This is a genomic window from Fluviicola chungangensis (genome assembly GCF_007558725.1).
In the GTDB taxonomy this organism is placed as follows: domain Bacteria; phylum Bacteroidota; class Bacteroidia; order Flavobacteriales_D; family Crocinitomicaceae; genus Fluviicola; species Fluviicola chungangensis.
Window position 1 is genome coordinate 623,159 of the sequence record NZ_VLPL01000002.1, and the last position, 14,225, is coordinate 637,383.

Below are 14,225 nucleotides of genomic sequence, written 5' to 3' on the forward strand. Positions count from 1 at the left end.
GCCATGAATCTGGTAAATAACAGATTTGTTTGCAATTTTTTCTTGGTCATTCTGAAAGATTCACTACCTTTGCGCCAAAATTTAGGGTTATTATCTAAATATTAATAAGTGATGTCATTAATTTTCAGTGCAAAACGATTTTTTACATTAATTGCTGCAATGGTCATCTTGACCCCAACATATGCCTTTCATCCGGGGGAACCGATCCCGGAAGAGGAGTTTGAGGTGGGAGAAATGATTATGCACCACATTTCGGATGCGCACGAATGGCATTTATGGGGCGGTCACCACAATTCTGTTTCGGTTTACTTACCGATTATTTTGGTGGATGGTGGATTGAAAACGTTTTCTTCCAAACATTTTTACCACGGAACGCCGAAAAAAGCTGTTGTAGATTCTTTGGGAAAGACGGTTGAATATATTGTTGGTTCAGGCCCTGCAGCAGGTTATGCCATGTTTGAAGAAGAGATTTATAAGCTGAAAGACGGAGAATTGCAGTTTTCAAAAATGGAAAAAAAGGACGGGAACGAAAAATTGGTTTACACGGAGTTTCCGGTAAATGCTTCTGCTCTTGATTTCTCTATTACGAAGAATGTACTTTCCTTGTTTATGGGAGCGGTCTTGGTCTTGTTGATTATGGGCAGTGTTGCTCGTTTTTACAAGAAAAATGGTCCGGTAGCTCCGAAAGGATTGGCTAAATACTTAGAGGTGTTGATTGTGATGGTGCGTGACGATATTGCAAAAGCAAATATCCATCACCACAAATACCAAAAATACGTTCCGTATTTATTAACGATCTTCTTCTTTATCTTTATTAATAACTTACTTGGGTTGGTTCCATTCCTTCCGGGAGGGGCAAATCTGACAGGAAATATTACCGTGACTTTGTTCCTGGCAGTTGCAACCTTGTTAGTTACCCTGTTCTCAGGAAACAGAAACTACTGGGGCCACATCTTCGCTATGCCTGGAGTTCCATGGCCTGTATTGATTATTTTGATTCCGATTGAGATCGTTGGGATCTTTACAAAGCCTTTCGCCTTGATGGTGCGTTTGTTTGCAAACATGACTGCGGGTCACATCATCGTGTTGGCATTGATCTCAATTATTTTTATCAATCAGAGTGAAGCTTGGGGAATGTTGTCTGTTCCGATGGCATTGTTTATCTCGGTGTTGGAGTTGTTGGTAGCATTCTTACAGGCGTTCCTGTTCTGTATGTTGTCAGCATTGTTTATCGGTGCGGCTGTTGAAGAAGCACATCATTAATTAGTAATTTTTTAAATACATATAGTATGTACGGAAGTATCGCAGCAATCGGAGCAGGTCTTGCAGTTTTAGGTGCAGGATTAGGAATTGGTAAAATCGGTGGTTCAGCAATGGACGCAATCGCTCGCCAACCTGAAGCTTCTGGAAAAATTCAAACAGCTATGATTATCGCAGCAGCGTTAATCGAAGGTGTTGCACTTTTCGGTGTAGTAGTTGGTCTACTAGGAAACGCGAGGTAATTGAAAAAGCTTGTTGCAACGGTTGGTTGCAGCAAGCCTTTTTTACAAATTGAAAAATTAAAACAGAGATAAGATGGGGTTGATTACACCAGATTTAGGATTACTTTTTTGGACGGGCTTAGTGTTCGTTTTATTATTGGTTATTTTAACCAAGTTCATTTGGAAGCCGATTTTAGCTTCTGTTAATGCACGTGAGCAAAAAATTTCCGATGCATTGGAACTGGCTGAGAAAACGAAAGCTGAAATGCATGCATTGCAGGCTGCGAATGAGAACTTGTTGAAAGAGGCTCGTGCTGAACGCGATGCAATCGTGAAGGATGCAAAAGAAACCGCTGTGAAAATGGTTGAGGATGCTAAGAATACTGCCAAGGCAGAAGCAAACAAAATTGTTGAGTCGGCTCGTGCAACAATCAACACGGAGAAGACAGCTGCAATTGCAGAATTGAAAACTCAGGTTGCTGCAATCTCTTTGGAAATCGCTGAGAAAATCATTCGTGGAGAATTGTCTTCCGATGAGAAACAAAAAGCGTTGGCAGAGAAAATGGCGGGTGATATTAACTTGAACTAATCGATAGAAATGAAGAGTTCGAAATCAGCTTCCCGTTACGCACAAGCTTTGTTGGATTTGGCGATCGAGCAAAACAAAGTGGATGCAGTTGCGGCAGACATGAAATACATGGCAACCGTATGTGCTGAGAATCCGGATCTGGAAAATATGCTCCAAAGTCCGGTTGTGAAAGCAGATAAGAAGATTGCTGTTTTGAATGCAATTTTTGACCAATTTGACCAGTTGACCAACTTGTTTGTTGAGTTAATTGTGAAAAATGGTCGAGAAGCGTATTTGTCGCAAATTGCGGCTTCCTTTGATGTTATTTTGAAAGAATACCAGGGAATTGTACCGGTGACATTGATCAGTGCACATAAATTGGATGAACAAGTAAAGAAAGAGATCGTTTCGAAAGTTCAGGCTTCTATTACAGGTACTGTAGAGCTGACCGAGAAAATCGATGCGGATCTGATCGGAGGATTTGTCGTTCGTATGGGCGATACGCAAATTGATGCATCTGTTGCATCGCAAATTAATAAGTTGAAACAACGTTTAACCAGATAGGCGTAATTATTCGTCGTTTAAAAGAAAAGACATGGCAGATGTTAAACCAGCAGAAGTTTCTGCGATTTTAAGAGAGCAATTATCAGGATTCCGTTCGGAAGCTGAATTGCAAGAAGTAGGTACAGTTTTACAGATCGGTGATGGTATCGCTCGCGTTTACGGATTGAAAGGAGTTCAATACGGAGAATTGGTAGAGTTTGATGGTGGTTTGCAAGGAATCGCATTGAACCTGGAAGAAGATAACGTAGGGGTAGTATTATTGGGTCGTTCTTCTGCAGTAAAAGAAGGTGATACTGTAAAACGCTTAAACCGCATTGCTTCTGTAAATGTTGGTGATGGAATGGTTGGTCGTGTGGTGGATACTATCGGTAATCCAATCGACGGAAAAGGTCCTATCACTGGTCAATTGTATGAAATGCCAATCGAGCGTAAAGCACCGGGAGTTATCTTCCGTCAGCCGGTAACCGAGCCGCTTCAAACAGGGATTAAGGCTGTTGATGCAATGATTCCGATCGGACGCGGACAACGTGAGTTGATCATTGGTGACCGTCAAACAGGAAAAACAACTGTTGCAATTGATGCGATCATCAACCAAAAAGAATTTTATGACCGCGGTGAACCGGTTTTCTGTATCTATGTAGCAATCGGACAGAAAGGTTCAACTGTAGCGGGAATCTATAAAAAATTAGAAGATGCAGGTGCAATGGCTTACACGGTAATCGTTGCTGCAAATGCTTCTGACCCGGCTCCAATGCAGTTCTATGCCCCTATGACGGGTGCTGCAATCGGCGAGTTCTTCCGTGATTCGGGACGCCCTGCTTTGATCGTATTTGATGACCTTTCCAAGCAAGCGGTTGCTTACCGTGAGGTATCCTTGTTACTACGTCGTCCTCCGGGCCGCGAAGCTTACCCTGGTGACGTATTCTACCTTCACTCCCGTTTGTTGGAGCGTGCTGCGAAAATCATCGCTGATGATAAGATCGCTGCTCAAATGAACGACCTTCCTGAATCGTTGAAAGGAATCGTAAAAGGTGGAGGTTCATTGACTGCATTGCCGATTATCGAAACACAAGCGGGTGACGTTTCTGCATACATTCCGACAAACGTGATTTCGATTACGGATGGTCAGATCTTCCTGGAAGGTGACTTGTTCAATGCGGGTATCCGTCCTGCAATTAACGTAGGTATCTCTGTATCTCGTGTAGGAGGTAACGCACAGATTAAGTCCATGAAGAAAGTAGCCGGTACGTTGAAGCTGGATCAGGCACAATACCGTGAATTGGAAGCGTTCGCTAAGTTCGGTTCTGACCTGGATGCGGCTACGAAATCTGTTTTGGATAAAGGTGCCCGTAACTTAGAGATCCTGAAACAAAAAGAAGGAGATCCTTACCCGGTAGAAAAGCAAATTGCAATTATCTATGTTGGGACAAAAGGATTGATGCAAAACGTTCCTGTGAATAAGGTAAAAGAGTTCGAAAAAGAATATTTGGACTTCCTGGAAGCAAAACATTCAGATGTATTGGTTCGCTTGAAAGCAGGAAAATACGAAGATACTGATACTGATGTATTAGGAAGGGTTGCGAAAGAGATCGCTGCGAAATATTAATTGAAAATTGAAAATTGAGAATGTAAAAGTTGAAAAGGCATTCTCGTCCACAGCGGACTAATGACCTTTTCAATTTTAAAATTTTCAATTCTAAATTAAAGATATGCCAAGTTTAAAGGAAATACGAAATCGAATTACTTCTGTAGGATCTACCATGCAGATTACTTCTGCAATGAAGATGGTTTCTGCTGCAAAGTTGAAGCGTGCACAAGATGCCATTACACAAATGCGTCCTTATGCTGAAAAATTGCAGGAGATCCTGGGTAATTTGACCGCTTCGTTGGATATTTCGGAAAATGCACTGGCTGCTTCACGTCCGGTTAACAACGTATTGATTATTGCAATTACTTCCAATCGCGGATTGTGTGGTGGATTTAACAACAATATTATCAAACGCGTGAACCTGGCAATTTCCGAAGAATACGCAAATGCAAATATGAGCCTTCTTTGTTTGGGAAAGAAAGCAAAAGATGCATTCAAGCGTTCAGACATGTATTTTGATATTGCCGGAACAGGAATCTCCGAAGATATTTTTGCTGACCTGTCTTTTGGAAACGTATCTTTCATTGCAGATTTCGCAATGAAAGCATTCCTTGAAAAGAAGTTCGATAAAGTAGTCGTGATTTACAACAGCTTTATCAATGCGGCTTCCCAGGAGGTGAAAGAAGAACAATTATTGCCGATCGTTCCAACGGAACAGAATGACGATAAACAAGCGGGAGATTACATCTTCGAACCTTCGAAAGAAGAGATCGTAGAAGAATTGATCCCCAAAACGTTAAAAATCCAGTTGTTCAAAGCATTGTTAGACTCAAACGCATCCGAACACGGTGCGCGTATGACGGCGATGCATAAAGCAACGGATAATGCCAAGGAGTTACAGCGTAGTTTAAAATTAAGCTACAACAAAGCCCGTCAGGCTGCTATTACGAACGAGATCCTGGAGATCGTTGGTGGAGCGGAAGCACTGAACGGATAAGAATAAGAACAAGAGAAGGCTTTCAGGAAACTGAAAGCCTTTTTTGATTGTATGTGTTTCAGCCAATCAAAGACTTCATTCGTTCATTCCAAAGAAGACAGATATGAATGGGAAATAAATACGTGCTGCCGGGGAAAAATCGAAATTCAACTGTATGATCTTTGTGGGTGCAATATCATCCCCCGGCTATGACACAGAAGCAGTCAATAGCGTTGTTAAAATGTCCTCAAATTCAGGTGAAACATGAGGTTGCACTAATACCGCAAATGTTCAATAATAGGATATTATACGAAAGCACCATTTTCTGCGTTATGTCTTTATGAAACAACTGCTTTATATCACTTGCATCATTAGCTCACTGACCGGATTTTCACAGGATCAGGAAAAAAAAGGAATTTGTTCTTCAGGAATCAGTTTATTCCATTCAAATGGAGATGACTTTTATGCGAGCGATCGCTTCTTTGTTGACGGATTCAATACCGATCATGTTTATGAAATAGTCAATTTCACCATTGATTCAACAACCTGGACAGATTCATTGATTTATGAACTGAGATTGCCTTTTGGAGATTCCCTCACTTACTCTGCTTCCTGGCATGCAGATGGTATGTGCTACTATTTGGATAGTGCCGATGTCAATTCGTTGGTGACAATCCTGAAGGGAATCCCGTTTCCAATTGCGCATAAAGGAGATTATGACATGTCCTATTATTACAATCTCTCCCAAATAGGATATATAAAGGATCCCTGCCTTTTCAAAATTCAAAGAAGAAACAGTCCGTATAAGTATTTTTTCCGGATCAAATTCTACGACCCCGAAGCTACATTGGAAGGGCCTTATCCTCAAATCAGCGATTACATATCGGTTTGGCAGAGCAGCGAAAACACATTGACAGTCCAGGTGAAAGAAGACACATCCTGGGACATCGATTTGTATTCCTTGTCAGGTCAAACGATTCAAAACAAAAAAATGGAAGGTTCACAGGACCTGGATATATCCCAACTTTCAAAAGGCTGCTACATCGCCCGTATTTCCTCGGAAAAAGGACTTGAAAAGCAGTTTAGATTCATCAAATAAATAACAGATTTTTAGTAAAAATTTCCTAAAAATCTTCCAAAATAGTGCAGGTTATATACATTTACTTCGTGAATGTCACATTCGCGATACAGCCCACCGGAATCCGGCCACTTCCCTCAAGCTTCCTATCGGAATAGAAACGTTTCGTCCGCAACGGCGGACGGTACAATACTGAAGTGAATCAACAGATAGTAGAAAAATAAGTCAAAGCAGTTTGACCAAACGGATCAGTAAACGAGTCGTTCTGTCAACCTGCCGCCAACGGCGCTCCCAAGTCGGAATTCATCGTTTTGATGCATGAACTTCTGACGGAGATTGCGTGCTCGAATAAATTGAGTCCGACTGGGAGTTTTGAACGTAGATTCTTCTAAATTTGAAAACCGCAAGTAGCGTGCCACACGTATTAATTAAACAATAGAAATCAATGAAAGAAATGTTACTCACTTATTGGTGGATCGGATTAATCGTAATCTGTTTGATCCTCTACAAATTTATTTTAAGATTCCTGTTCGGAATGGTTATCGTTCCGGAAGACAGGATCGGCTTAGTTACGAAAAAATTCGTTTTGTTCGGTGCGAATAAAGAACTTCCGGATGGACGCATCGTAGCAACAAACGGAGAAGCCGGTTTCCAGGCAAAAACACTGGCCCCGGGATTGTATTTCGGCATGTGGGTTTGGCAGTATGAGATTACGATGGAGCAATTTACAGTTATTCCGGAAGGAAAGATCGGGTTGGTCCTCTCAAAGGACGGTGCCGAAATTCCAACCGGAAACATTTTGGGCCGCAAAGTGGAATGTGATAATTTCCAGGATGCAAGTATGTTCCTGATGAACAATGGTCAGCGTGGCCGCCAGACAAATTACATTACAGCCGGTTCATACCGTATCAACACCATGCTGTTCCAGGTTTCGATTACCGAAATGGTTCGAATTCGGGAAAGTATGGTCGGGATCGTCACAACCCTGGATGGCCGGCCGATCGATTCGGGCGAAATTGCAGGTAAGGCAGTAGAAGGACACAACAACTTCCAGGATTTTGATGCCTTTTTGGAGAATGGAGGAAATCGCGGACTTCAGCCTTCTGTGATCTTAGCCGGATCATATAACCTGAATCCATGGGCATTGCAAGTAGAAGAAACGCCAATGACGGAAATTCCGATCGGGTATGTGGGAGTAGTTATCTCTTATATTGGACACGATGGGAAAGACCTGACGGGAGTTGACTTCAAACATGGAAATATTGTGGAGAAAGGAAGTAAAGGGGTTTGGTCAGAACCGTTTGGTCCGGGGAAATATCCGGTAAATAAATACACGATGAAAGTGGAATTGGTTCCAACAACGAACCTGGTTTTGAACTGGGCACAGGCGCGAAGCGAATCACACAACCTGGATAAGAATTTGTCCACGATTACAGTTCGTTCGAAAGATGGTTTCCCATTCAACCTGGATGTTTCTCAGATCATTCACGTTCCTACCAATGAAGCCCCGAAAGTGATTGCCCGTTTCGGGAACATGGTGAACCTGGTAACACAGGTTTTGGAACCTACAATCGGGAACTACTTCCGCAACTCGGCACAGGACAGTGATGTGATTGCCTTCTTGTCTACACGTAAAGAAAGACAGGAATCAGCGAAGGAGCACATCAAGAAAGTACTGGATGAGTACAATGTCAATGCAGTAGATACCCTGATCGGAGATATCGTTCCACCGGAATCTTTGATGAAGACCCTGACAGATCGTAAGATCGCAGAAGAACAAAAGGTGACTTATGAGACGCAAAAGCAAGCGCAGGAAACGCGCCAGGGAATGGAAAAGGAAACTGCCATTGCCGATATGCAGAAAGATATCGTAAAAGCACAGCAAAGTGTTGAGATTGCGGAGCGTACTGCGAATGCAACAGTGAAGAAAGCAGAAGGAGATGCGTCCGGAGTGAAACTCGCTGTTGGAGCGGAAGCGGAAGCAACCAAAATGCGTGCATTGGCAGAAGCAGAGGCAACCAGAGCTCGTGCAAAAGCGGATTCCGAAGCGGTGAAATTGAAAGCGGATGCAGAAGCGGAACGCATTTCAAAAACCGGTATTGCAGAAGCAAGCAAGATCCAGGCTGTCGGTAAATCTACAGCTGAGGCTTATGAATTGGCAGTGAAAGCTTTGGGTGGTGAAAACTTCACCCGATACAAAATCACCGAGGAGCTGTCCAAAGGAAACATCAAACTGATTCCGGATGTATTAATCGGTGGAAATGGCCAACAAGGAGGATCCGCAATGGACGGCCTCTTAGGACTGAAATTGATGGAAATGATGGATCCTGAAAAGAAACAGGTTCCCCGGGAAACAACGAAGTCCGTCAAGGTAGAGAAGCCGAAACCCACTTCAGGTGGAGAAGAACCGAAAAAATAGAATAAACAACAGCAATGACTGCAGTAGGAAAGTGATTGATCGCTTTCCTACTGCATCAACTGAATAGATTGTGTTATAGTATCTCCATTTGACATAACGACTTTTAGCAGGTAGATACCTTGTTCCAGGTTATTCAGATCAAGATTCAAGGTGTTGCTATTGTTTAAGTTTTCCAGACTAAATAATGACTGACCATTCAGGTTGTAAATTTCCAGGTATTCAATGGCTTCCGTTGATTGAACGGAAACAAATGTGCTTCCCGGATTTGGAAAAACTACAAGACTTAGTGCTGTTTGCGGTTCAAGGGAGAGTGTTTTGGAACAATCTTCAGAATATTCCGGAGGAATGATGGAAGTTTGCCAATCTTCGTAGATGTGTTGTGTTCCAACCTTATGACATAGTAAATGAGATTCCTGTTCGAAGACTGGATGAATTGGCGTGTTGAATCCACTGGTGCCACCAACCCCCTCAATGACCGAAACATAGGCGGAATCTGATGAATCTGTACCAAGACCCCAGCGTTTGTAATAATTCCCATCAATTAATTGTACGGAATCTTGTGCAAGTACCATGAGGTTCGGATAATTTAAGTTTGTAGTAGTTTCAGGATAAGGCTGACCGATTACCAAGCTCCCGAAATCATATAGCAGTTCATCTGATTGGCTTGTATTGTTCCACAGATATACTTTTTTCTGTATGGTATCTTGTCTGAAACAGCCTGTCTCATATGGAATAGGACCACCACCTGAAGTTTGGTTTTGTGAACCGTATCCATCGATCCAATCACGCGTACCGTGACTTCCGAATCGAATGTAAGCCTGCCCGTTTATTAGGGTATCTCCCAAGGTATAAACCGCCGAAGTAACTGTTTCATGTTCATGAAAACCACCGTAAAGAAATTCTGCCTGGATCCAGGTTGCATCTGTTTCGGGGATAGGACGATAGGCAATTTGAGCCCAACTGCCATTAAGGAAAATAAGTGCTAATAACAGGGGTAAGACCTTCATAACAATGAACTTGAATTTATTGAATTGATACAGAAATTTAAGAATGGTTGTATTTTAATTGAACTGTTAAACAAAAGCAAAAATTTGAAGAGGGAGAATACTCGGCTCCTTTTGGTTGATTCGCTAGTAATAATTTAATTTTGCTTTAATCTGCTGGTCATTTCGCCGGATTTATTTTGTTTGCATGAAATGGCCTCATTGTTTTTTTGGAATCCTCATCCTGGGTATTGGATTGTTGTTGAGTTTCAACGAAGAATCCCCTGCAAAAGTACAAAAGCTGGATAATCCTGGAAAGTACATTCATGTTCAATTGGATTTGCTGATCAATGAATTGAAAGATTTCAGAAACGATTTGTCTGATTCCGTCTTATGCTCTGCACATTATTTTAATGCGCGAAAATATTACAAACACATCGAGTTCTTTGTTGAGCATGTTTCACCGGTACAGGCTAAATATCAGATCAATGGTGCTCTGGTTCCCAAATTTTCCGAATATGTTCCCGGATCAATAGTAAATCCCTGTGGATTCCAACGTGTAGAGGAAATCTTGTTTTCCGGAGACGAAATAGATTCAACGGTCCTGGAAAATGAATTGCTCGATTTGATCAGTGTTTTCCAGGAACTGAAAAATGCCTATCAAACGATTTCGTTAAGCGATCACCTTTACCTGGAAATGCTGCAGCTTCAGTTGGTCCGGATAGCGGCAATGAACCTGAACGGTTACGATGCGACGTTTACCAAAACCAATCTGGAAGAAGTGAATGAAAACCTGGAATCAATGTTACAGATGATCGGGTACTTCCGATTGAAGTTTGGAACGAAAGGCATTCTCAAAAAAAGATTCCGGGATATCCGTGTTGATATTCAGGAGGCGCAAAAGTTTCTTCGGGAAAATCCCGGTTTTGACGGGTTCAATCGGCTTGAATTCATCAGAACGGATATAAAAAGGATCAACCTGGATCTGGTACTTCTTCACCGGGACTTGGGACTTCCGTGGTCCGATCATAAACAGGCACTCCGTTTGAATACCGAACATTTGTTTTCAAAGGGATCATTTAATCCGCAATTTTTCTCCATCTATTATTCCGATGAATCTGACTTGGTCAAGCAAGCTGCTTTGGGGAAACTACTCTTTTACGATCCGATACTTTCTGCAAATAATGAACGTGCATGCAGCAGCTGTCATCAACCGGATAAGGCATTTACAGACGGATTGAAGACCAGTCTGGCATTCAATAAATCCGGGAATGTAGAAAGAAATGCCCCGACTTTGATAGATGCCTTGTATCAAAAGGCTTTTTTCTATGATGGAAAAGCTTACCAGTTGGAACAACAGGTTCGCGATGTGGTACACAATGAGCACGAAATGGGAGGAAAACTTTCGGATGCCGTTTTAAAATTAAGAGGAAGTGAAGAATATAAAAAGCTTTTTCGCGAGGCATTTGCACGAAAGAAAGACGCCGACATTTCCGAGTATGCAATCCAAAAGGCCATCGCCGAATATGAAAAAACACTGATCTCTATGAATAGTCGTTTTGACAGGTACCTGACCGGAGAAAAAGGAACGCTGAACCAACGGGAAATCAATGGATACAATTTGTTTGCTGGAAAAGCATTGTGCGGATCATGCCATTTCTTCCCGCTTTTCAACGGAACCGTACCACCTTATTTTATGGATTCGGAATACGAAATTTTGGGAACTCCCGGAACCAAAGAAAATAAATCACTGGACAAAGACAACGCTTTGAAGTAACAAAAGTTTCCAAACAAATGTATGCGTTTAAAACACCTACTGTCAGAAACAGCGAATTGACAGCTCCCTACATGCATCATGGAATTTATTCCGACTTAAAAGAAGTGCTTCAATTCTATCAGAAAGGCGGTGGTGAAGGATTTAAATATTCCGTTCCCAATCAAACACTTCCCTTTGATTCATTGCAGCTTAGTAATTCTGAACAAGAAGACATCATCCTTTTCTTAAAATCATTGACCGATACTGCAGGACTTGTCCAGCGCCCTTTCAAACTTCCTTCATTCGAATTATCTCCGGATTTAAATTCCAGGACCTGGGGTGGAAAATACTAAGCTTAACTCAATCGTAAAAGGTGTTAACATGGACTTCAAGTGTCGGCAAATGATCTAATGGTTTTTTAATGAGTACACAATGATCTGTTTAAATCCTAACAGTTCCTTTGCAATGTAAAAAAGCACTTATGAAAAAACTACTACTACTTACCATACTTCAGTTGAATTTATTTCTCATTGAAGGGCAAACCTTATTGCCGGCAGGAAGCACCTGGAAGTACAATGATTCCGGATTGGATCTGGGCTCATCCTGGAAAGATCCTTCTTACAATGATAATTCTTGGGCCTCCGGATTAGCAGAATTGGGATATGGTGATGGAGACGAACAAACGGTTGTTTCTTATGGACCCAATTCCAATAATAAATACATTACAACGTACTTTCGAAAAGTTTTTTACATTTCAAATCCCTCCCAATACCAAGAGATATTGGGCAGTATTCGCAGGGATGACGGAGCAATTGTATATGTGAACGGAACAGAAGTTTTTCGTACCAACATGCCGGGTGGAGCGATCACCTATCAAACTGCCGCAGCTTCAACGGTTGCATTTACTTCAGAAGATACGTACTACAATTTTGCATTTAGTCCGGGGCTTTTAATCAGTGGAAACAATGTGATTGCTGTTGAAATTCACCAGGATGAAGGAAGCAGTTCGGATATCAGTTTCAATCTTTCGTTGAACGGATCTCAAAATCCGCAGGTGATCCAGGTTACAAGAGAGCCCTATCTGAATACCGGGACATCACATTCGATGATTGTTCGTTGGCAAACAGATATTCCGTGTGATTCGAAAGTGCGTTATGGTACCAATCCCAATAACCTGAATTTATCTGCTTCTGTTTTTCCATACACAACTGAACACGCCGTTCAAATTACGGGCTTACTTCCAAAAACAAGGTATTATTATTCCATTGGAACCACTTCACATGAATTAATTCCTTCAGGAAATAACCAATACTTCAAGACCAGCCCGATAGAAGGAAGCAGAGAGAAATACCGGTTTTGGGCAATCGGTGATGCGGGTATGTCGGACGGAAATCAACGGGCAGTTCGTGACGGTTATCTCATTTACAATGAAAACCGACATGTGGACGGTTGGATCATGCTGGGAGACAATGCTTATGGAAGTGGAATCAGTGATGGAACTCAAAGTTGTTACCAAACAGCTGTGTTTAGCCAGATGTATGCAGATTTGATTTCGAAAACCGTTTGTTGGCCGGCATTGGGAAATCACGATTACAACAACCACATTCCCTTTTCACCGGCTCCGGCATATTTCGATATTTTCAATCTTCCGACGAATGGAGAAGCCGGTGGTGTTGCTTCCGGAACGGAAAAATACTATTCCTACAATTACGGGAATATTCATTTCATAGTTCTTGACAGTTATGATGAAGACCGTTCGGTGACCGCTCCTATGGCAAGCTGGCTGGTTTCCGATCTGCAACAAACTACTGCTGAATGGATTGTGGCTTACTGGCATCATCCACCCTATACAAAAGGAAGTCACGATTCCGACAACCCGATGTTCCTGGACGGGGAATGTGAAGATATGCGCGAAAATATTCTCCCGATTTTGGAACAATATGGAGTAGATCTGGTTTTGAACGGGCACAGCCACTCATATGAACGCAGTTATTTGGTCGACTCCCATTATGGAACTTCCGGAACTTTGACACAACAGATGTTGAAGGACGATGGTTCCGGTGGTCGCCTGGACGATTGTCCCTACGAAAAGGAGACTTTGTATTCAAAAGCACACCAGGGAACAGTTTATGCAGTCGTGGGATGTTCCGGGAAATTGAGTTCAGTTGCTTCGGGTTGGCCGCATCCGGTTTGCAGTTATGCAGATCACGACAACATGGGGAGCTTGAGCTTGACGATTCAGGAAAATCGCCTGGATGCTCAATTTGTTTCAACTACTGGTTCTGTCCTGGATCAGTTCTCCATTATCAAAAATGCGGGGATTTCCCATCATTTAACGGCTTGTCAAAATGAACTGGTGAACCTGAAACCTTCTTTTCCGGGTAAAGTGCTCTGGCAACCAAATCAGGTGCTGGCGGATTCACTTTCTGTTTTGGTAACCCACACTACCATGTATCTGGCAAGTGACACGAATGGGTGTATCGTAGATACTTTTTACGTGGAATTGGTCAATACACCTGCTTGCAACGGAACAGCAGGAATTACTGATTTAACCGTTGCTTCACCGAAAGTATGGACAAATGCCTGGCTGGATGAGCAATACATCCCGATTCAATGGTCGGGATTTAATGGAAATGAATTGGATATCGAGATTTGGTCTGTTCAGGGACAGCTCATTTATTCTAAAACCGTTCCTAATGATTCGAATAAATTACTGCTAGTTGAAGCAGCAAAATTCCTTTCCGGAACTTACCTCTTGCGGGCAAGTGATTTGGAAAACACTCTTTTTCTCAAGTTTTTACATTAAAAGTTA

The 14,225-nt window shown here is 42.1% G+C and carries 12 protein-coding genes; 11 read left to right on the plus strand and 1 reads right to left on the minus strand.

What is annotated here, in order from left to right; translation table 11 throughout:
* The first annotated feature begins 111 nt into the window (after window positions 1-111).
* From atpB to FO442_RS06295, 8 genes are all read left to right on the plus strand, one after another.
* The gene (gene atpB / locus FO442_RS06260) at window positions 112-1,263 is read left to right on the plus strand and encodes a F0F1 ATP synthase subunit A (protein WP_144332330.1); all 1,152 of its coding nucleotides are present in this window, start codon (window positions 112-114) and stop codon (window positions 1,261-1,263) included.
* A gap of 26 nt (window positions 1,264-1,289) precedes the next feature.
* Window positions 1,290-1,502, plus strand: coding sequence for an ATP synthase F0 subunit C (gene atpE / locus FO442_RS06265; protein WP_144332299.1), 213 nt, complete (start codon window positions 1,290-1,292; stop codon window positions 1,500-1,502).
* Between the two features lie 73 nt (window positions 1,503-1,575).
* Window positions 1,576-2,070: a F0F1 ATP synthase subunit B gene (locus FO442_RS06270; protein ID WP_144332300.1), complete on the plus strand. Its 495-nt coding sequence runs from the start codon at window positions 1,576-1,578 to the stop codon at window positions 2,068-2,070.
* 9 nt (window positions 2,071-2,079) lie between these two features.
* Window positions 2,080-2,613: an ATP synthase F1 subunit delta gene (gene atpH, locus FO442_RS06275; RefSeq protein ID WP_144332301.1), complete on the plus strand. Its 534-nt coding sequence runs from the start codon at window positions 2,080-2,082 to the stop codon at window positions 2,611-2,613.
* A 31-nt stretch (window positions 2,614-2,644) separates the two neighbouring features.
* Complete coding sequence (gene atpA / locus FO442_RS06280; protein ID WP_144332302.1) at window positions 2,645-4,219, plus strand: F0F1 ATP synthase subunit alpha; 1,575 nt, start codon at window positions 2,645-2,647, stop codon at window positions 4,217-4,219.
* Window positions 4,220-4,322: 103 nt separating this feature from the next.
* Window positions 4,323-5,198: an ATP synthase F1 subunit gamma gene (gene atpG, locus FO442_RS06285; protein WP_144332303.1), complete on the plus strand. Its 876-nt coding sequence runs from the start codon at window positions 4,323-4,325 to the stop codon at window positions 5,196-5,198.
* 319 nt (window positions 5,199-5,517) lie between these two features.
* On the plus strand, window positions 5,518-6,276 hold the full coding sequence (locus FO442_RS06290) for a T9SS type A sorting domain-containing protein (RefSeq protein ID WP_144332304.1): 759 nt from the start codon (window positions 5,518-5,520) through the stop codon (window positions 6,274-6,276).
* Window positions 6,277-6,700: 424 nt separating this feature from the next.
* Complete coding sequence (locus FO442_RS06295; protein ID WP_246073822.1) at window positions 6,701-8,674, plus strand: SPFH domain-containing protein; 1,974 nt, start codon at window positions 6,701-6,703, stop codon at window positions 8,672-8,674.
* A 47-nt stretch (window positions 8,675-8,721) separates the two neighbouring features.
* Here the strand turns inward: FO442_RS06295 and FO442_RS06300 are convergent, their stop codons facing one another.
* On the minus strand, window positions 8,722-9,681 hold the full coding sequence (locus tag FO442_RS06300; RefSeq protein WP_144332305.1) for a T9SS type A sorting domain-containing protein: 960 nt from the start codon (window positions 9,679-9,681) through the stop codon (window positions 8,722-8,724).
* Window positions 9,682-9,865: 184 nt separating this feature from the next.
* On the opposite strand from FO442_RS06300, the gene FO442_RS06305 reads away from it, so the two are divergent.
* From FO442_RS06305 to FO442_RS06315, 3 genes are all read left to right on the plus strand, one after another.
* Window positions 9,866-11,434, plus strand: a complete 1,569-nt coding sequence (locus FO442_RS06305; RefSeq protein ID WP_144332306.1) for a cytochrome-c peroxidase — start codon at window positions 9,866-9,868, stop codon at window positions 11,432-11,434.
* Between the two features lie 17 nt (window positions 11,435-11,451).
* Complete coding sequence (locus FO442_RS06310) at window positions 11,452-11,766, plus strand: hypothetical protein (protein ID WP_144332307.1); 315 nt, start codon at window positions 11,452-11,454, stop codon at window positions 11,764-11,766.
* A 128-nt stretch (window positions 11,767-11,894) separates the two neighbouring features.
* The gene (locus FO442_RS06315; RefSeq protein WP_144332308.1) at window positions 11,895-14,219 is read left to right on the plus strand and encodes a purple acid phosphatase family protein; all 2,325 of its coding nucleotides are present in this window, start codon (window positions 11,895-11,897) and stop codon (window positions 14,217-14,219) included.
* The last annotated feature ends 6 nt before the right edge of the window (window positions 14,220-14,225 follow it).